Annotated in this window: 19 protein-coding genes; 1 reads left to right on the forward strand and 18 read right to left on the reverse strand. The window is 63.7% G+C overall.

The features are described 5' to 3' along the window. Positions 1–247: 247 nt before the first annotated feature. The 16 genes from ftsH to AC1P6P_RS08000 form a co-directional block, all read right to left on the reverse strand. A complete protein-coding gene (ftsH, locus tag AC1P6P_RS07925) occupies positions 248–2,176 on the reverse strand; it encodes an ATP-dependent zinc metalloprotease FtsH (RefSeq protein ID WP_481401896.1) in 1,929 nt (642 codons plus the stop codon). A 171-nt stretch (positions 2,177–2,347) separates the two neighbouring features. Continuing rightward, positions 2,348–3,340, reverse strand: coding sequence for a tRNA lysidine(34) synthetase TilS (gene tilS, locus AC1P6P_RS07930; RefSeq protein WP_481401897.1), 993 nt, complete (start codon positions 3,338–3,340; stop codon positions 2,348–2,350). Between the two features lie 28 nt (positions 3,341–3,368). Further along, positions 3,369–4,238 (reverse strand): tol-pal system protein YbgF, encoded by an 870-nt coding sequence (gene ybgF / locus AC1P6P_RS07935; protein ID WP_481401898.1) that lies wholly within the window; start codon positions 4,236–4,238, stop codon positions 3,369–3,371. 137 nt (positions 4,239–4,375) lie between these two features. Beyond that, positions 4,376–4,891: a peptidoglycan-associated lipoprotein Pal gene (gene pal, locus AC1P6P_RS07940; RefSeq protein WP_481401899.1), complete on the reverse strand. Its 516-nt coding sequence runs from the start codon at positions 4,889–4,891 to the stop codon at positions 4,376–4,378. Positions 4,892–5,004: 113 nt separating this feature from the next. Beyond that, entirely contained in the window at positions 5,005–6,321 is a 1,317-nt protein-coding gene (gene tolB / locus AC1P6P_RS07945) for a Tol-Pal system beta propeller repeat protein TolB (protein WP_481401900.1), read from the reverse strand. A 13-nt stretch (positions 6,322–6,334) separates the two neighbouring features. Continuing rightward, a complete protein-coding gene (locus AC1P6P_RS07950; protein ID WP_481401901.1) occupies positions 6,335–7,087 on the reverse strand; it encodes a hypothetical protein in 753 nt (250 codons plus the stop codon). After that, a complete protein-coding gene (gene tolR, locus AC1P6P_RS07955) occupies positions 7,074–7,529 on the reverse strand; it encodes a protein TolR (protein ID WP_481401902.1) in 456 nt (151 codons plus the stop codon). Before tolR ends, AC1P6P_RS07950 begins: the two co-directional genes overlap by 14 nt. Position 7,530: 1 nt before the next feature. Continuing rightward, the gene (gene tolQ / locus AC1P6P_RS07960; RefSeq protein ID WP_481401903.1) at positions 7,531–8,385 is read right to left on the reverse strand and encodes a protein TolQ; all 855 of its coding nucleotides are present in this window, start codon (positions 8,383–8,385) and stop codon (positions 7,531–7,533) included. Between the two features lie 110 nt (positions 8,386–8,495). Beyond that, positions 8,496–8,945 carry a YbgC/FadM family acyl-CoA thioesterase gene (locus tag AC1P6P_RS07965; protein WP_481401904.1) on the reverse strand — a complete coding sequence of 150 codons (450 nt, stop codon included), beginning with the start codon at positions 8,943–8,945 and terminating at the stop codon, positions 8,496–8,498. Continuing rightward, positions 8,938–10,014, reverse strand: a complete 1,077-nt coding sequence (gene ruvB, locus AC1P6P_RS07970) for a Holliday junction branch migration DNA helicase RuvB (RefSeq protein WP_481401905.1) — start codon at positions 10,012–10,014, stop codon at positions 8,938–8,940. The genes AC1P6P_RS07965 and ruvB overlap by 8 nt, the downstream gene beginning before the upstream one ends. Positions 10,015–10,016: 2 nt before the next feature. Next, positions 10,017–10,433 carry a PIN domain-containing protein gene (locus tag AC1P6P_RS07975; RefSeq protein ID WP_481401906.1) on the reverse strand — a complete coding sequence of 139 codons (417 nt, stop codon included), beginning with the start codon at positions 10,431–10,433 and terminating at the stop codon, positions 10,017–10,019. Then, the gene (locus AC1P6P_RS07980) at positions 10,433–10,684 is read right to left on the reverse strand and encodes a type II toxin-antitoxin system prevent-host-death family antitoxin (protein ID WP_481401907.1); all 252 of its coding nucleotides are present in this window, start codon (positions 10,682–10,684) and stop codon (positions 10,433–10,435) included. The genes AC1P6P_RS07975 and AC1P6P_RS07980 overlap by 1 nt, the downstream gene beginning before the upstream one ends. 41 nt (positions 10,685–10,725) lie before the next feature. Then, positions 10,726–11,328: a Holliday junction branch migration protein RuvA gene (ruvA, locus tag AC1P6P_RS07985; RefSeq protein ID WP_481401908.1), complete on the reverse strand. Its 603-nt coding sequence runs from the start codon at positions 11,326–11,328 to the stop codon at positions 10,726–10,728. Between the two features lie 7 nt (positions 11,329–11,335). Next, positions 11,336–11,842, reverse strand: coding sequence for a crossover junction endodeoxyribonuclease RuvC (ruvC, locus tag AC1P6P_RS07990; protein WP_481401909.1), 507 nt, complete (start codon positions 11,840–11,842; stop codon positions 11,336–11,338). A gap of 70 nt (positions 11,843–11,912) precedes the next feature. Next, positions 11,913–12,659: a YebC/PmpR family DNA-binding transcriptional regulator gene (locus tag AC1P6P_RS07995; RefSeq protein ID WP_481401910.1), complete on the reverse strand. Its 747-nt coding sequence runs from the start codon at positions 12,657–12,659 to the stop codon at positions 11,913–11,915. A 243-nt stretch (positions 12,660–12,902) separates the two neighbouring features. Beyond that, positions 12,903–14,090, reverse strand: coding sequence for an OpgC family protein (locus AC1P6P_RS08000; RefSeq protein ID WP_481401911.1), 1,188 nt, complete (start codon positions 14,088–14,090; stop codon positions 12,903–12,905). 390 nt (positions 14,091–14,480) lie between these two features. Between AC1P6P_RS08000 and AC1P6P_RS08005 the strand changes: the two genes are divergently transcribed. Next, on the forward strand, positions 14,481–15,113 hold the full coding sequence (locus tag AC1P6P_RS08005) for a Vat family streptogramin A O-acetyltransferase (RefSeq protein WP_481401912.1): 633 nt from the start codon (positions 14,481–14,483) through the stop codon (positions 15,111–15,113). On the opposite strand, the gene AC1P6P_RS08010 is transcribed toward AC1P6P_RS08005, so the two are convergent. Both AC1P6P_RS08010 and AC1P6P_RS08015 read right to left on the reverse strand, forming a co-directional pair. Further along, positions 15,110–15,679, reverse strand: a complete 570-nt coding sequence (locus AC1P6P_RS08010) for a DUF7010 family protein (protein ID WP_481401913.1) — start codon at positions 15,677–15,679, stop codon at positions 15,110–15,112. The genes AC1P6P_RS08005 and AC1P6P_RS08010 overlap by 4 nt on opposite strands. A gap of 87 nt (positions 15,680–15,766) precedes the next feature. Then, entirely contained in the window at positions 15,767–18,160 is a 2,394-nt protein-coding gene (locus tag AC1P6P_RS08015; RefSeq protein ID WP_481401914.1) for a glycoside hydrolase family 94 protein, read from the reverse strand.

Below are 18,160 nucleotides of genomic sequence, written 5' to 3' on the forward strand. Positions count from 1 at the left end.
TCGCCGCCGCGCACTGACGGCCGAGGTGAACATGACATAGACCGCATCGGTGGCCGCGGTCGCAACGACCACGCCCGCCGCCGTCAATAGATTAAAGTGCAAGCCACTCATCGCGCGATCTCCGGGCCTTTACCGTCGGAAGCGTGAGACTAAGCGGGAACAGAAGAACGCGCGACAGGCCCGGAATCGAAACGGCGCTTGATTGCCTGGCAATCAAACGCCGTTAATTCTCAGTCGCCTTACAGACTCAGGTCTGCGGCTGCGGCTCGAAGCCCGGCTCCGGACCGGGCCGTGCCTGACGGCCCGTGGACGGAACCGGCGAAGGCCGCGGCGCCGGCGCAGGCGGTGGCTCGTCTCCCGAATCGCGGATCGGCTTCTGGCCACGCAGCAGGCCGTAGATCTCCTCGCCGGTCAGAGTCTCGTATTCCAGCAGGCCCTTGGCCAGGGTTTCGAGATCCTGACGCTTCTCGGTGATGATGCGGGTCGCCTCCGCCAGACCGGCCTCGACAAGGCGTCGCACTTCCGCGTCGATCTTCTGCGAAGTCGATTCGGAAATGTTGTTCTGCTTGCCCATCGAGTAGCCAAGGAAGACTTCTTCCTGGTTCTCGCCGTACATGACGGTGCCGAGTTCGTCGGAGAAGCCCCAGCGCGTAACCATCGCACGGGCAAGCTTCGTCGCCTGCTCGATGTCCGATTGCGCGCCGGATGTGACCTTTTCCTTGCCGAAGATGACCTCTTCGGAGACACGGCCACCCATCAGCACCGCCAGACGCGACGTCATCTGCTCGTAGCTCATCGACAGCTTGTCGCGCTCCGGCAATTGCATGACCATGCCTAGCGCGCGGCCGCGCGGGATGATCGTCGCCTTATGGACCGGATCGGTCGCCGGCACGTTGAGCGCGACGATGGCATGGCCACCCTCGTGATAAGCGGTCAGGATTTTCTCCTGCTCGGTCATCACCAGAGTGCGCCGCTCGGCGCCCATCATGATCTTGTCCTTGGCGTCCTCGAACTCGCTCATCGTCACGATGCGCTTGCCGCGCCGGGCGGCGAGCAAGGCCGCCTCGTTGACGAGGTTCATCAGGTCGGCACCGGAAAAGCCCGGCGTGCCACGCGCGACCGTCTTGAGATCGACGTCGGGCGAGAGCGGCACCTTGCGCACATGCACCTTGAGGATGCGCTCGCGGCCGATGACGTCCGGGTTGGGCACGACGATCTGACGGTCGAACCGGCCCGGACGCAGAAGCGCCGGGTCGAGCACGTCCGGCCGGTTGGTCGCGGCGATGAGGATGATGCCCTCATTGGCGTCGAAACCGTCCATCTCGACCAGCAACTGGTTCAAGGTCTGCTCGCGCTCGTCATTGCCGCCGCCGAGGCCGGCGCCGCGATGGCGGCCGACCGCGTCGATTTCGTCGATGAAGACAAGGCACGGCGCGTTCTTCTTGGCCTGCTCGAACATGTCGCGGACGCGGGATGCGCCGACACCGACGAACATTTCCACGAAGTCCGAACCCGAAATGGTGAAGAACGGCACATTGGCTTCGCCGGCAATGGCGCGCGCCAGCAAGGTCTTGCCGGTACCCGGCGGGCCGACCAGCAGCACGCCCTTGGGGATGCGCCCGCCGAGGCGCTGGAATTTCTGCGGATCTTTCAGGAAGTCGACGATTTCCTTGAGGTCTTCCTTGGCCTCGTCGACACCGGCGACGTCCTCGAACGTCACCCGGCCCTGGCGCTCGGTGAGAAGCTTGGCGCGGCTCTTACCGAAGCCCATTGCCTTGCCGCCGCCCGATTGCATCTGCCGGAGGAAGAACACCCACACCGCGATCAGCAGCAGCATCGGGAACCACGACACCAGCACGTTCAACAGCGGCGACATGCCGTCATCCGGCTTGGCGACCGTGACGTTGACGTCGTGCTCCTTGAGCGTGGTCCACATCGTCTGGTCGTTGGTCGGCACCATCGTCGTGAACGAGGTCCCGTTGCGCAGCTCGCCCTTCACCTCATCACCTGCCAGGGTGATCTTTTGGACGTTGCCCTTGACGATTTCCTGCGTGAAATTCGAGTAGCTCAGCGGTTGCGCCTGAGCGCCCTTGTTCGACCCCTGGAACACGTTGAACAGGAGGACCAGGAGCAGCGCGATGAGGATCCACAGCGCCAGATTGCGAAGATTGTTCAAGGCGGTCCTTTCTCGGTGGCCCCTGCGGCCGCGACAAGACGAAAAAACAGTATCCTATAGATAGGTCGATTTCTCGTCGTTGCCAGATTTAGAAACGGTAAGGAATTTAACCGGCTGGAGCAAGATTATGCGCGCCGCCGCTTAAGAACCTGTTGGTACGCCGAAATGGCGTTACCGGGGCGGTTTGCGCCCTTTTTCGCGCTCGACCAAGAGGGTTGGCGGTCCAAATTGGCATAAAGCCTTGGGCGCTGGGCCAATTCGGCAACCATGGAGAGTCCGGCCTCCCCCAACGGAACTATTTGTGATCGCCGTAAACAAGGCAGACAGGCGATCGAACCGCGGCCGGTACGGATTGCCGCTCACCGCCATCAGCACCCGGGCAAGAGCGCGAAGACCCAGTTCCGGGGGCGCCCCGGCCAGCGCCAGGGCGTCGAGTGCATAACCGCCCCGGCACGGCTGGCAGGCCCGGGCGAGAACCGCATTGGACACGACGTCAAGCGCCTCCCGTGCCCGGGCGAGATGAACGGCGGTCTCAGCCAACCGCTCCGGCGTAAGTCCAAGCGGAGCAAGCTGCGGCCAGGCAAGGCGGATGCGTACCCGCGCGAACCTCGCGTCGGCGTTCATCGGGTCTTCAATCCAAGTCTGGCGACGGGCGATCAGCATTTGCCGCAGGTCGCGGCGGGCAAGACCGAGCATAGGGCGAACGACCACGAGGTCGGAAAAATCCGGATCGGGGAACGGCGCCCGTGTTCGCATCCCGGCCAGGCCATCGACGCCGCTGCCGCGCGCCAGCCGGATCAGAATGGTTTCGGCCTGATCGTCGCGGGTGTGGGCGACATACACCGCCACCAATTTTTTTTTGCGGGCATAGTCGCCGATCAACCGATAGCGCAGGCGCCGTGCCGCCGCTTCAATATCCGCGACCGGCGGCGGCTCTTTCGACGCCAGCACCACAGCTTTAAGCCCGACCTTTTTCGCCCAGCGCACCACCTGCCTCGCTTCGGCCGCGGCACCTTCACGCAGGCCGTGATCGACCGTGACGACGACCGGCGCCGGCAACGCTCGCACCTTGGCCCAGTCGCGCAACAGGTGCATCAGCGCCAGCGAGTCGGAGCCGCCCGAGACCGCGACCGCAGCCGGCCACGGCGCGCCGCTGGCGGTCATCGCGTCCGAGAAAGCCGCCGCTAGCTCGTCACTCGCCTTTGCAGGACTTGGCGCGCAGGGTCTGCGCCTGGGTGAGGATGTCGGGCCGGGCTTGCTTATATTTGCCTTTGATCGCGCCAAGCGTGACGCAGCCTTTCTCTTTTTCACCGAGGGCGAGCAGCGACTCGCCGAGTTTCAACATGCTGTCGGCGCCTTGCGGATTGGTGGGGTATTTCTTGATCTGCTCGGCAAAGGCGACCGCTGCGGCAGCAAAGTCCTTCTGCACAAAGGCGATGTTGCCGACCCAATAGACCGCCTGAGGCGCCAAGGGGTCCTTCGGATTGGCATCGGCGAAAGCGCGAAAGGCGGCGCGCGCCTCGTCATAACGGGTCCGGGCGAGCAGATTCATCGCCTCGTCGTACTGGCTGCGCGTCGCCGGGGCCGCGGGCGGCGTCGCACCGACGACCGGAACCGATCCCAGCGTTCCACCGTGACCGGGGGTGGTCAGCGTCGCGACCGCCGCATTGGGATCGCACGGCAGGCTGTTGCCGGAGGCGTCTGGGGTCGCCGTCGCGCCAAGCTGCTGCGCCGCCAGTGTGCACAGCTTGTAATCGAAATCCTTTTGCTGGCGGTCGATGCGCTGGCCGAGTTCCTGAATCTGGTGCGCCAGCATCTCGTTTTGGCCGGTCGACTGGCGGAGCGCGTTCTCGAGATCGGAAATGCGCTGGCGCAGTTCGGCGATGCCGGCGTCCTGATCGTTCTCGCGGGCTTCGGCCTTGAGGCGGGCCGCCTTCTCCTCGTCGCTCTCGCCGAAAATGCCGCGGACTTCGACCGGATGCAGGTAGCCGGAGCTCGCCGCACCGGCCGGACCGAGAACCACCATCAATGCCGCCGCCGCGGCGCAACTGCGCAAATTCATGACCATCACTCCGGATCACCCCATCTTAGGACAAATGTGGGGGCGGAAGAAATTACTCAGGCGACACGTTCCCCAGCTGAAACGCAAAGGGGCGCCGACCAGCGGCGCCCCTCAACTTCAATCGCTCGCAAGCAGGCTTACGAGTTCGCGCCGGAGGCGATGATCGTCACGCCACGGCGGTTCTGGGCCCAGCAGGCTTCCGTCGAGTCGGCGCAGATCGGACGCTCTTTGCCGTAGGACACGGTGTCGATGCGCGCGGCGGAGACGCCGAGGCTGACAAGGTATTCCTTGACGGCATTGGCGCGCTTCGCACCGAGCGCGATGTTGTATTCGCGGGTGCCGCGTTCGTCGGCATGACCTTCGACCGTGATCTTGATGTTCGGCCACTTGGCAAGCCAGGCCGCCTGCCGCTGCAGGGTGGCCTTGTCCTGATCAAGGACGGCGTACTTGTCATAGTCGAAGTGAACGGTATCACCGACATTCACCTTCAGATCCTGCGCGCTGCCCGGCACGATCGACGGAGCCGGCGGCGGGGCCGGCTGAACGACCGGCGGCGGCGCCGGCGGAGGCGGCGGAGCCTTCGTCGCGCAACCGGCGACAAAAAGACCAAACGCAACGACGGCCAGCTTCGGGCCGACAGCAAAATTCTTCATGGTTATCCCAACTCCTCAAGCACAAGCGCGTGCCGACTGCGAGAACACTGCGCTCTGATTTTTCGCACCTACCCCAATACGCCCTCGCGTGACGGATTGTAAGGAGAATACACCTACTGGATCAAGGGCGACCATGCCGGATCCGAGGCATCCCCCGGTGTGGAAACGCGTCTTTGGTTACGACCTGTGACATCAACGGACCATATCTGTGAGCCGTGGCCGCCCTGGAGGGTGCGGGTGAACATCAGAACCCGTCCATTCGGGGCCCAGGTAGGACCTTCGTCCTCCCAGCCGTTCGACAGCATGCGCTCGCCCGAGCCGTCCGGATGCATCACGCCGATCCGGAACTGGCCGCTGGCCTGTTTGGTAAACGCGATCAAATCGCCGCGCGGCGACCACACCGGCGTGCCGTGGCGGCCGTCGCCGAAACTGATGCGGTGGGCGTTCGAGCCGTCGATGTTCATCACGTAGATTTGTTGGCTGCCGCCGCGGTCGGACTCGAACACGATCTGCTTACCGTCGGGCGAGAACGACGGCGCCGTGTCGATCGCCGGATCATAGGTCAGCCGACGCGACTGGCGGGTGCGCAAATCCATGATGTAAATGTCGGAATTGCCCCCGACTTCGAGCGTCATGGCGACCAGATTGCCGTCCGGCGAGAACCGCGGCGAGAAGGTCATATTGGGAAAATCGCCAAGCCGTTCGAAGTGCGCGGTTTCGAGATCGAACAGATAAACGCGCGGCTTGCCCGTCGTGTACGACATATAGGCGATCATTTGCGCGGAAGGGTTGAAACGCGGCGTCAGCACCAACTCGCCTTTGGTGAGGAAGCTCGGATTGGCACCGTCTTCGTCCATGATCGCGAGCAGCTTCTTGCGATGCAGCGCCGGCCCGCTCTCCGAAATGAACACGATACGGGTGTCGAAGTAGCCCTTTTCACCCGTAATACGCTGGTAGATCGCATCCGAGATCATGTGGGCGACGCGGCGCCAGGTCGAGGGTTGGGTGGTGAACTGAAGGCCCAGCATCTGGCTTTCGCCGTAGACGTCCCACAGCCGGAAATCGACCCTGAGGCGCCCGTCGGGCTGCATCGCCGCCTGACCCGTCACCAAGCCTTGCGCGTTGATCACCCGCCAGTTCTGGAAGTTGGGCGCGACGTTGATGTTGTTGATCTGCTCGATGAAGGATTTGGGATCGAGCGGCTTGAACAGGCCGGAACGCTCGAGATCGGCGCGCACGACGGTCGCTATGTTCTGGATCGCGGCGGCGGCGGCGGGATCGGCAGCGGCCGGGTTCACCGAAACAAAATCGGGAATGGCGATCGGCAACGGCTGGATATTGGCCTGGTTGACGTCGACTTGCAGCGGCGCTGCGACAGCTGCTCCCGTCCACGCCAGCATTGCAACCACGGCCAAAGCCAATCTTCTCATTGCTCTCTCCGTTTCACTGTCCCACCTGGCGCGGATCGAAGGTGAAGATCACATCCCGCCAGTACGCATATTTGTCCGCCGGCAGACGATAGGGGGCGCATGTGTAGATCGCCCGTCGGGCCGCTCCCGCCGCCGCCGCCATGTAAGGATCGCTCGCCACGGCCGCCGCCGACTCTGGCGTCAATTGTGGCGCCCGTGCGACAGAACCGTCGCGATTGAGGAAAAGTTCGTAGCGGACGATCATACGTTCGGGATGCGGCGAGCCGACCGGCGGGCTCCAGCAGCGATAAATCAGGCTCTGCAGCAGCGAGGCGAGATCAGCCGTCATTGCCGTGCCGGCCCCGACGGCTTCGACCGTGCGCTGGGCCACCTTCGCGTTGGCCGGCTTTTTGTGGGCGAGCAGCTTCTCGATGTCGTTGATGTCGAACTTTTCGGCATCGGATTTGGGTTTCGGCTTTGGCTTGGCGTCGGGCGCGACGTCGATCTGGGGCGGCGCCACATCGGGCGCCGGCGGCGGCGACACGTCCTTGACCTCTGGCGGCGTGTTGTCCGGCTTTACCGTCGGGGCGACGTTGGTCTGGTCGGCGAGCGTCACCAGATCGACCGGCACGATCGGCGTGCCTTCGAGGTTGATATCGAGCTTCTTGGAGAACGACACGAACAGGAAAACGATCAGCGCGACATGAAACGCGATCGTGACCGCGATCGACAGCACGACGCCGCCGGCCGATACCGCCCGTTCCGCTGTCGCCCTATTTCTTGCCATCGCTGTTCTGTTTCGGCGGACCGGTCACCAGACCGACCTTGGTGAAACCCGCGGCATTGAGAATGCCCATCACCTCGATGACGCGACCGTACGGCACCGACGTATCGCCACGGACATAGATGCGCTCGTCGGCGCCGTTCTGGGCGATGGCGGTGAGTCGCCCGACCAGTTCGTCGGGGCCCACCGGTTTGTCCATCAGGTAGATGCGTCCGTCCTTCTTGACGGTGATCGACAAGGGCTCGCGGTTCTCGCTCAAGGGCTGCGCCTTGGAATGGGGCAGATCGACCGGAATGGCGGGATTGAGCAACGGCGCCGTCACCATGAAGATGATCAGAAGCACCAGCATCACGTCGACGAACGGCGTGACGTTGATCTCGGCGAGCGGACGGCGACGCGAACCCCGGCGCCCTCCTCCACCCGATGATGGAAGTGCGACCGCCATCTCAGCGTGCCTTTTCGTCGAGCTGGCGCGACAGGATCGCCGACAGCTCGTCGCTGAAGGCGTAGAGCCGGTTGATGTAACGCCCGATCTGGCTGACGTAGCGGTTATAGAAAATTGCGGCCGGAATGGCGGCGAACAGGCCCATCGCGGTGGCGAACAGGGCTTCGGCGATGCCTGGCGCGACCACGGCGAGCGAGGTGTTGTGCATGCCGGCGATCGCCGTGAACGAATTCATAATGCCCCAGACGGTACCGAACAGACCGACGAACGGCGCAGTGGAGGCGACAGTGGCGAGGAAGCCGATGCTCTTTTCGACCACGTCCGCCTCCCGGCTGATGGTGACGGTCATCGCCTTCTCGACGCGATCCTTGGTTCCCGCGAGCACGGTAAGGCTCGGCGCTCCGTGTTCGAAGGCGCGGCGCCATTCGCGTACGCCGGCGACGAATGTCGCGGTCATCGGATGATCGTTGCTGCCGGCAAACTGCTGAAACAGCTCGTCGAGCGACTTGCCCGACCAGAACACCTTTTCGAAGCGCGACGCCTTGCGCTCGAGAGCGGAGAGCGCCAGCCCCTTGTTGATGATGATCACCCACGAAATCAGGCTGGCGACGAACAGCAGCAGAAACACGCCGCGGACCAGCCAGTCCGCACGGCCCCACATTTCGAGGAACGAAATCCCGCGCGCGCTGGGGGCAACGGTCGTGGTCGAAACGTCGACGCTCTGCGTCGGAGCGGCAAGCGGAGCGCTGTCGGCCGGAGCGCCGGTCGGCGCGGCGCGTGGCGCGTCCTGGGCCAGGGCCATCGACGACGGCGCCGCAGCGCCGATCGCCACGACCACCACAAATGCAGACAGCAAACCCCTCAACCTGATCATCGAACGCGTTCCTTTGGGCTCCCCCGAGCGATTATGCCGAGTGCGGCGGGAAAAAGCTCAGCTAATTTGCGGCTTTCCTTACGCGGATATCGTTAAACCACTGTTTCAGATAGGAAAGGCAGAATTTTGTCGCGAACTTCCGCTGGGATGCGTTTTGGCCTTCCTGTCATCGAAATAATGCAGGCCTGAACGGCTCCTTCGGTGAGTTGTTCCGCGCCGCGCCAGATCGTCTGCGCGGCCTCGAGCCGAACGCCCGTCAGCCCTACAACCTCTGTGCGCACGTCGAGCAGATCATTGAACCTGGCCGGGCGGATGTACTCGACCGCCGCCTTGCGCAAGGCCCAGAAACTCGGCACCGGATCATCGGGATAGGCGGCATCGAGGCCGATGGCGCGGAAGAACTCGGTGCGCGCCCGCTCCATATAGCGCAAGTAATTCGCATGATAGACGACACTACCGAGGTCGGTGTCTTCATAGTAAATGCGCACCGGCCAGATGAAGGCCCTGCCCTCAAACCGCCCCAACATCGTTAATTCAGGCATCGCCGTCCTCGTCCGTGAACAGACCAATCTGGGCCGGACCGGTGGCCGGCGTCGGCAAACCCAGGTGGGTAAACGCATTCGCCGTCAGAATCCGTCCGCGCGGCGTGCGCTGCACGAACCCCTGCTGCATCAGATAGGGCTCGATCGTTTCCTCGATGGCGTCGCGCGCCTCGCCCAGCGCTGCGGCAATCGTCTCCGCGCCTACCGGACCGCCGCCGAAGTTTTCGGCGATCAACTTGAGATAGCGCCGGTCGAAAGCATCGAGACCGCGGCGGTCGACTTCCAGCCGGGTGAGCGCCGCGTCGGCAATCTTCGCGTCGACCACGGCATGTTTTGCAACCGCCGCGAAGTCTCGCACCCGTTTGAGCAGGCGGCCGGCAATACGCGGCGTGCCGCGGGCCCGACTGGCAATTTCGCGCGCCCCCTCGGTGGTGAGATCGATGCCGAGCACCCGGGCGCCGCGCTCGACGATGGAAAGCAGCTCGTCTGCGGTATAGAAATTCAGCCGCAGCGGAATGCCGAAGCGGTCGCGCAGCGGCGTCGTGATCAAACCGGACCGTGTCGTCGCCCCAACCAGGGTGAACGGCGCCAGGGTTATCTTCACCGACCGCGCCGACGGCCCCTCGCCGATGACGAGATCGAGTTCGAAATCCTCCATCGCCGGATAAAGAATTTCCTCAACGGCGGGATTGAGGCGATGGATTTCATCGATAAAGAGTACATCGCGCGGTTCGAGATTGGTCAGGATGGCGGCAAGGTCGCCTGCCTTGGCCAGAACGGGGCCCGAGGTCGAGCGGAAATTGACCCCCAACTCGCGGGCCACGATCTGCGCCAGTGTCGTCTTGCCGAGTCCCGGCGGACCGGAGAACAGGACATGATCGAGTGCCTCGCCGCGCGCCTTGGCCGCCGCGATGAAGATGGCGAGATTCTCGCGCGCCTGGGCCTGACCGGTAAATTCGGAAAGCCGCTTCGGCCGCAGCGAGGATTCCAGCGCATCGTCTTCGCCGCGTTCGGGAGCGACGAAACGATCCGGCACCGTTTTGGGAGGGGGCACTTTCGCGGCAGCCATGATCAGCACTCGTACTCCCAGGGGTTGACGACCGACAATCCCTCGAAGGCGAAATCCTTCACGTTGCGGGTGACGAGCGTGAGATGGTGCGCAATGGCGGTCGCCGCGATCTGGGAATCCGAGTGGTGTGCATTCGGATACCGCGCTCGCAGGGAAGCCCAAAACACAGCCTCGGCCTCGCCAAACGCAACGATCCGTGATCCCAAACTTGGCCGTAGTTTTTCGTCGTACCAGATGGCCAGTTCCGTCCGCCTGCGGCCGTGCGGCAAACGCAACATGCCGTAGTAGATTTCGGCCAGCGATATGACGCTGATAAAACGTTCCTCCTCCGCAACCGACACAAACCACGCTTCGACCGACGGATTGATTTCGCGCTTGGCGCCTTCGGACAACACGCAGGTGTCAACAAGGTAGGCCATCATTCGTCACCGAAATCGACCTTGCGCATGGAATGGTGCTTGCGTTCCGGCAGTTCGAACTCAGGCACCTTGGGGCACGCTTTCAGGGCTTCCAGCAGCGTCATTGGACGCTTCTTCTGCGCCGCCGCCGCATCGATCTTCTTGATCTCGTAGGCCGGTTCACCCCGGTAGGTGATCACCTGGGGGCTCTTTTCGGCCGCGCGCAACAGCTCGGAGAAGCGTGCCTTGGCGTCCTGAACGGCCCAATTCATCCCGGGGTCCTCCTGACTAGTCAGACTAGTCAGACTGTAGTTTACCGCCCCATCGCCCGCAAGGCTTCGCGGATCAATGCGTCCAGGGCGGCGCCCTCGCCCAGAGATTGCGCGGCGCGGGCCACGGATTCGGCTGCCGCGCTCTGGGAATAGCCCAGCCGGGTCAGGGCCATCACGGCATCGGCTTCAGGTCCGCGCGGGGCGGCGATGGGGACGGCCTCACCCGGTTCCTGGCGCAGGATCACGGCGGGTGCCTTGTCCTTCAATTCGGTGACGATGCGGGTGGCAAGCTTGGGGCCGACGCCTTGCGCCTGCCCGATCATCGCCTTGTCGGCGAGGGCAATGGCGCGGCCGATGGCTTTGGGCGACAGGACCGAGAGGATATTGAGCGCCACTTTGGCACCGACACTCTGCACGCTCTGCAAAAGGCGGAACCATTCGCGCTCCTCGGCGGTGACGAAGCCGAACAGGCGGATGGCATCCTCCGACACCCGCATCTCGATCAACAGCGAGGCCCGCTCGCCGACCACCAGCTTGCCGAGCGTCGAGGACGGGCATTGCACCAGGTAGCCGACGCCGCCGACATCGAGGATGACGTGATCCTCGGCCACCGTGTCCACCACCCCTGTCAGTTTGCCGATCATGGTCCCCTCAGCTCAGTGCGGCCAGGATGCGGGCGCGAGTGCCGGCAAGACTGGCGTGGGCGATGGCGGCGGCAAGCGCATCGGCGGCATCGGCCTGCTCGACGCCGCAGGCAGGCAGCAGCCGCTTGACCATCGCCTGCACCTGCTCCTTGCCGGCATGGCCGACGCCGACCACCGACTTCTTGATATGGTTGGGAGCGTACTCGGCGATGTCGAGCCCGGCCTGGGCCGCCGCCAAGAGTGCGACCGCGCGAGCGTGACCGAGCTTGAGGGCCGCCGACGGGTCCTTGGCGACGAACGCCTGCTCCACCGCAATGGCCCCCGGCGTGAACTCGGCGATGATGCGGGCGACCTCGGTGTGCAGCGCCAGCAGTCTGAGGCCGAGGCATTCGGCCGGCTTGGTCACGATGACGCCGTGCGCGACGTGGGTCAGTTTGGTGCCGGCGCAGTCGATCAAACCCCAGCCCATGCGGCTGAGGCCGGGATCAAGCCCGAGGATGCGGACGCACTGCATGGCTGGCCCGAACGAATCGCGAATGCAGTTTCGCGGATTGCCGGGCCGGAGGAAAGAAATTCCCGGAATGCTACTCGCCGAGCTTGGCCAGCAGCGCCTCTGACAACTCGTAATTGCCGGTGACGCGCTGGACGTCGTCGTTGTCTTCCAGGGTTTCGAGCAGCTTCACCAGCGTTTCGCCAACGTGATCGGGGACCAGATTGGTCGCTTGCGGGCGGAAAAAGATGCCCGACGAGGCGGCGGGACCGAGCTTGGCTTCCAAGGCATCGCGCACCGCCGTGAAGGTGTCGGGCGAGCACAGGAACTCGTGCTCCTCGTCGTTGGTGTCGACCTCATCGGCCCCTGCTTCCAATGCCACTTCCAGCATGTCGTCGGCCGAGCCCTTATCGAGCGGATAAGTAATGACGCCATTGCGGTCGAACATGAAGCCGACGGAGCCGGTTTCGCCCAGCGCGCCGCCGAATTTCGAGAACGCGGCGCGGACGTCGGCGGCAGTGCGAGTGCGGTTGTCGGTCAGGCACTCGACGACCAGCGCGACGCCGCCGGGGCCGTAACCCTCGTAGCGGATCTCGTCATAGCTCTCGGCATCGCCGCCCTGGCCCTTCTTGATGGCACGCTCGATGACATCGCGCGGCACCGACTGGGCTTTGGCAGCCGCCACCGCCGTGCGCAGGCGCGCATTGTGGTCGGGGTCGGGCATCCCCCCTTTCGACGCGACGATGATTTCGCGCGCCAGTTTGGAGAAGAGCTTGGAACGCGCGGCGTTCGCCTTGGTCTTCTTGAACATCACGTTCTTGGCGTGGGAATGGCCGGCCATCGGGGTACTTCTTTTCGACGAGGTGAATTCGGGGGGCTGAGATAGCCGGGCCGGGTAGAGGCTGGCAAGGGCGTCGCACTGCCGCTCCACAATCCCGCGAGGTTCATTTATTGCGCGAATTACCCCTGCTCAGCAATGCAATTGTTTTGCGGTTTTTTGCGAAGGGGAGGGGGGCCACTGCTTGCATCGGCTGCAGCCGGCCGCCTTTTTCATATATGGGGAGCATACCCCCATCCGGCAAGACTAATGCTGCGGCGGATCGGCGGCGACCGGTTCGCCGACCGGATCGGCGAGGACCAGCAAGCGGCGGGTTTGGGCCCGTTCCAACTCGGCGGCGTCTTCCTTGCGCCGGTCCTTGTAGGCGGCATAGCCGAGCTGCAGCCCGACTCCGAAGATCGCCGCCGTGGTTTGGACCACGATATTGCTGCCGGAAAGCACCCAGGTCACGGCCGTGATGCTGGACAGCAAGGCCCCGAACGAGAACACGTTCAGGGAATAGCGGCCGCATTTCAGCACCGGCTGGCACCAGCGACTGGCGGTGAAAACGCCATTGGCGGGAATGACGCGGCGGACGATCAACGCGAGCGAGAAGAAACTGACCAGCCGCAATCCGCCGAGCGCCGTCTTGTCGAGCAGCGCCGTATTGGGGCGCAGTGTCGGCACCCAGCCGCCGACCTGGTTCAAGGTGTCGCTGAACTGGATGATCGCGACCGGCACCGCCACGACGACGGCGGCGCGCAACAGCCATTTCGAATTCAGGAAGGCGAACTTGCCCTCGTTGGCGGGATGGCCGAACACCGCGCCGATCACGAACAGGAACTGCCAAGCGAACGGATTGAAGAACCAGCGGTCGCCGTTGGTGGTCCAGAAGCTGAGGCCGGTCAGCTGCACCGCCAGCCACAGCGCGAATGAGGCGCCGAGGACCAGCCAGACGTTGCGGTTCAGACCCCACAACACCACCGGGAACAACGCCAGCAGAACGACATAGGCCGGCAGGATGTCGAGATAGCCTGGCTGATAATGCAGCGTCAGCGCCGGCAGGATGTAGTTGAGCGGGTCTTCGAACACATACTGGGTGCGGAAGATGAAGCGATAGGTCTCGTCGCCGGTGGCGTGCAGGAACACCCACACCATTCCCAACACCGCGAACATCAGGAACATCTGGGCGCCGTAGACCACCGTCGCCCGGCGCCAGACTTTGCGCGTGGCGGCAACGAAGCCGCCCTTCAGCATGGTGCGGCCATAAACCAGTGCCGCGACGTAACCGGAGATGAAAAAGAAGATTTCCGCCGCGTCGCAGAAGGCGACGGCGTGCAGCGTGAAGGGCTCGAACATATTCTTCGGAACGTGATCGATGAAGATCACCAGAAGGGCCAGGCCCCTCAGGAAATCGAAGCGGTCGTCGCGCCGGGAATTGCCCCGAAACGCCATCTCTACTCTCCCATGCGCGCTCCCGCGATCCACGGCTATACCTCTGCCATAGGGGCGAAACTAGGGCGATCCGCAGGCCTGTTGCAATCTGACAAAACCTTCACCGGTGATCTAATCCTTTAATGGCGACACCGCCGAATTCCGCCGCCGCGCCGGCTTAATTCCGGTTAACGCGACAATGAACGGCGCGGTTGCCGTCAGCGCAAATCGGTCGCGAAGTTCGTTGTCACCACCAGCGTTCCGCCGCGCCGCACATTGTAGCGCCGAAATTGCCGATCCGCCCGACCACCGCACCGCGCGCAGCCCTGCCGCCGGCTTCACCGGCGGGGGCGAATTGCAGTTTACCGCGGGAATGATTAGCAGGACCCCGACACCCTCTGGAAAGGCGCCATGTACGGTCCCTCACCTTCCGATCCGCACCCGATGGCGGGCTTTCCGCAGGTTTGTTTCATCAAGAACACGGTGAAGAACCCGGCCATCGTGATCGGCGATTACACCTATTACGACGACCCCGACAATTCCGAGGATTTCGAGCGCAACGTGCTCTATCTCTTCCCCTTCATCGGCGACCGGCTGGTGATCGGCAAGTTCTGCGCCATTGCCCGCGGCGTGCGCTTCATCATGAACGGCGCCAATCACAAGCTGACCGGGCTTTCAACATATCCCTTCGGCATCTTCGCCAACGGCTGGGAACGTGCGATGCCGAAGCCGGGTAAACTTCCGATCAAGGGCGACACCATGATCGGCAATGATGTCTGGCTCGGCTACGAGGCGCTGATCATGCCCGGCGTCAAGATCGGCAACGGTGCCATCGTGGCGGCGCGCAGTGTCGTGACCCACGACGTGCCGGCGTATGGCGTCGTTGGCGGCAATCCGGCCAAGCTGATCAAGAAGCGCTTCAACGACGCCACCATCGTGGCGCTGCAGACGCTGGCCTGGTGGGATTGGCCGGTCGAGAAGGTCACCGCCGCCCTTGAAGCTATCGTCGGCGCCGACATCGAAGCGCTGAAGCGCCATCGTTAAGCGCGCAGCCGCCGACGCACGATGGCGGAGTCGATCAGGACCACGATCACGGTGACGACGTAGATCACGCCGACCGCCGCCGGAATCAGCGTGAAGCGATCGTCGGGACAGAGGATCCAGAGCCCGTAGGCAAAACCGGCGCGGATCACCGAATGCGCCGAATAGAGAGCCGTGCGGGCGTAGGTCCAGCCGATCACCGGCCAATGCAGCGACAAGCCGATGGCGAGGATCAGCGGCACCAGGTCGGGCGCCATGAACCAGGCGGCAAAGGCCATCGGCCAAAACAGCAACATGGTGATGAACGCCGGCACCAGCGCCGAACTGGCCGCCGAGGTGCGCTTGATGAAGTCGCAACGCAGCACTTTGCCGAGCAACAGCGCCAACGGGAAGATCAGGCCGCTGCCGTACGCGGCGTAGAGAATCCAGCGCGACAGTGGCAGCCCGATGTATCCGAGACCGGCAAGCGCAAACCAATAGATGGCGCCCGCGAGCGGAAACGGATAACCGCCACGCAGCTCGGCATACAATGCCAACCGTTCGCTCAACAGCTCGTCGCGCAACGCCATCGCCTGCCCCGCCCGTGATCCATGGGGCGACTAGCACAGGCGTTGCAGCCTGTCGCGACGTATACGTATACGCGAGATCGCGGCGTTTCAGCCCATTTCGATTACGACCGAGTTATCGTCCTTCAGACGGTCCGCTGGAAGGAGCGTGCCGGGCAATGCCTCGCCGTTGAGCGTCAGCGATTTCACACCCTTTTCGACGCCGTTCGGATTGGTCACGGTGATGCGCACGGTCTTGCCGCGGAAGCGGCGCGTAGCGGTGAAGCCGGGCCAATCCTTCGGTAGGCAGGGATCGATCATCAAACCCTGCCAATCGGCGCGGATGCCGAGCACGTATTGCGTGCCCGCGACATAGCCCCAGGCCGCCGACCCCGACAGCCATGGCACCCGCGAGGCGCCGGCGCGCGCGCTCATCGGCGCATTGGTGAACTGGCAATAGACATAGGGCTCGATCTCGCGCACCTCGGCGCGATCGTTCCACGCCGCCGGCATGGTGGCGCGATAATACTGGTAGGCCTTGCTGCCATGGCCCAGCATGGTCTCGGCGATCACCGCCCAGCCCTGGGTATGCGAGAAGATGCCGGCGTTTTCCTTCATGCCGGGATTGAACACCACCGCCCGCATGACGTTCATGCTGGTTTCGACGAATGGCGGCGTACACAGCATGACGCCGTGATCGGTCGCGAGGTGCTCGCCGACCGCGGCCATCGCCTGGCTGGCGCGCGCACCGGTGGCATGCCCCGATACCACCGACCAGCTCTGAGTGTTGAGGAAGATGCGGCCTTCGGTCTGTTCGGCGGACCCGTATTTGACACCGTCGTCGCCGAAGCCGCGCAGATACCAAGCGCCATCCCAGCACTCGGCCGCGATGACGCGATCGAAGGCAGCGAGTTTTTCCTCGGCCCACGCCTGTTCGGCCGTATTGGCGATCAGGCCGCAGATTTCGGCGTAGGTCTTGAGCGCAAAGCGGAGCTGGAAGGCGACCATCACGGTTTCGCCGTTGGCGCCGAGCCGGATGCAATCGTTCCAATCGGCCGACAACCCGCACGGCAATCCGTGGGCGCCGGAACGCTCGAGATTGAAGTCGATGGCGCGGCGCAAATGGCCGAGCACGCTCGCCTCGCCGCTGTCGGCGAACGGCAGCACCTTGGCGAGGAAATCGACATCGCCGGTTTCCTTGATGTAGGCCGGCACGGTGTTGAACAGCCACATGCCGTCGTCAGACCTGAGCTCGGTATCGGGCGGCATCTTCTCGTGACCGGGACGATGGGCGAACTGCTTGACTACCGGCATGCAGCCGCCAGTCGAGAGCTGGCCGGTCAGCATTAGCTCGAGCCGCTTGACCGCTTCGGCCGGGATCGCATGCATGACGCCGAGCAAATCCTGCACCGTGTCGCGATAGCCGAGCCCGTCGCGCTCGCCGGCATAGATCAGCGAAGCGGCGCGCGACCAGGCATAGGTGATCAGGCAGTTGAATGGGCCCCACACCGCCAGCATCGAATTGAAGGCGGGATCGGGCGTTTCGGCGGTCAAACCTTCGAGGCGGCCATGCCAATAGGCTTTCAGTTTGGCGAGTTCCGCGTCCACGCTTTCCGGCGTGCCGAATTCCTCGGCTGCGGCTTTGCCCTCCACTGCCGCGCGACCGACGCCCATCAGGAGGGTGAATTCGCGCGTCTCGCCCGGTGCCAGCTCGATATCCGTCTGCAACACGCCGCAAGCATTGTCGCCCGCCGCCAGCGACTTGGTGCAGCGCCCGCTCGCGAGTGCGGCGGGATTGGCATAGGTGCCATACGGCCCGAGGAAGGCGTTGCGGTCGGTGTCGTAGCCGGCGACCGGCGCGCCCACCAGCGCCAGGAAGGAATGGCGGCCCTGGTCGGCATTCTCGAAATTGTCGGGATCGGGCGGGATGTGGATGTTGGTGCCGTGATCGATGATGCCGTTTTCCACGCCCATCTTCACGATGAACTGGCTGTACTGCAGATTGACGAGATCGTTGAACGCCGACCAGTTGGAGGCATATTCGACATAGCTGAACGCCGACAGCTTGCGCGAGCGCGTCCCGGTGTTGGTAAGACGGATGCGCCAGACCTCCATCGCCCGGCCGAGCGGCACGAAATAGGTCGTTTCCGACCGGATGCCGGCATACTCGCTGGTGATGACGGTATACGCCGTGCCGTGGCGGCATTCCGATTTGAACTGATCGAGCGGCTTGCCCACCGGCTGCCACGCCGCGCTCCAGAAATCGCCGGTTGCGGCATCGCGCAGATAGATCGTGCGGCCAGGCTGGTCGCTGGGCACGTTGTTGAAACGCATCCGGATGATGCGGCCCTGCGCCGCCGACTTGTAGAACGAATAGCCGCCGGCATTGTTGGTGATGATGGCGCCATATTCGGTCGAGCCGAGATAGTTCGCCCACGAGCGCGGCGTATCCGGCCGCGTGATCACATATTCGCGCGCGGTGTCGTCGAAATAGCCGTATTGCAT

It is taken from the genome of Rhizomicrobium sp., assembly GCF_056722145.1.

Excerpts from the sequence above, each read along its gene's own strand:
- tilS (WP_481401897.1), bottom strand. The coding sequence starts at position 3,340 with ATGACCGCCAGCGGCGCGCCGTGGCCGGCTGCGGTCGCGGTCTCGGGC.
- ybgF (WP_481401898.1), bottom strand. The coding sequence starts at position 4,238 with ATGAATTTGCGCAGTTGCGCCGCGGCGGCGGCATTGATGGTGGTTCTC.
- pal (WP_481401899.1), bottom strand. The coding sequence starts at position 4,891 with ATGAAGAATTTTGCTGTCGGCCCGAAGCTGGCCGTCGTTGCGTTTGGT.
- tolB (WP_481401900.1), bottom strand. The coding sequence starts at position 6,321 with ATGAGAAGATTGGCTTTGGCCGTGGTTGCAATGCTGGCGTGGACGGGA.
- AC1P6P_RS07950 (WP_481401901.1), bottom strand. The coding sequence starts at position 7,087 with ATGGCAAGAAATAGGGCGACAGCGGAACGGGCGGTATCGGCCGGCGGC.
- tolR (WP_481401902.1), bottom strand. The coding sequence starts at position 7,529 with ATGGCGGTCGCACTTCCATCATCGGGTGGAGGAGGGCGCCGGGGTTCG.
- AC1P6P_RS07965 (WP_481401904.1), bottom strand. The coding sequence starts at position 8,945 with ATGCCTGAATTAACGATGTTGGGGCGGTTTGAGGGCAGGGCCTTCATC.
- ruvB (WP_481401905.1), bottom strand. The coding sequence starts at position 10,014 with ATGGCTGCCGCGAAAGTGCCCCCTCCCAAAACGGTGCCGGATCGTTTC.
- AC1P6P_RS07975 (WP_481401906.1), bottom strand. The coding sequence starts at position 10,433 with ATGGCCTACCTTGTTGACACCTGCGTGTTGTCCGAAGGCGCCAAGCGC.
- AC1P6P_RS07980 (WP_481401907.1), bottom strand. The coding sequence starts at position 10,684 with ATGAATTGGGCCGTTCAGGACGCCAAGGCACGCTTCTCCGAGCTGTTG.
- ruvA (WP_481401908.1), bottom strand. The coding sequence starts at position 11,328 with ATGATCGGCAAACTGACAGGGGTGGTGGACACGGTGGCCGAGGATCAC.
- ruvC (WP_481401909.1), bottom strand. The coding sequence starts at position 11,842 with ATGCAGTGCGTCCGCATCCTCGGGCTTGATCCCGGCCTCAGCCGCATG.
- AC1P6P_RS07995 (WP_481401910.1), bottom strand. The coding sequence starts at position 12,659 with ATGGCCGGCCATTCCCACGCCAAGAACGTGATGTTCAAGAAGACCAAG.
- AC1P6P_RS08000 (WP_481401911.1), bottom strand. The coding sequence starts at position 14,090 with ATGGCGTTTCGGGGCAATTCCCGGCGCGACGACCGCTTCGATTTCCTG.
- AC1P6P_RS08005 (WP_481401912.1), top strand. The coding sequence starts at position 14,481 with ATGTACGGTCCCTCACCTTCCGATCCGCACCCGATGGCGGGCTTTCCG.
- AC1P6P_RS08010 (WP_481401913.1), bottom strand. The coding sequence starts at position 15,679 with ATGGCGTTGCGCGACGAGCTGTTGAGCGAACGGTTGGCATTGTATGCC.
- AC1P6P_RS08015 (WP_481401914.1), bottom strand. The coding sequence starts at position 18,160 with ATGCAATACGGCTATTTCGACGACACCGCGCGCGAATATGTGATCACG.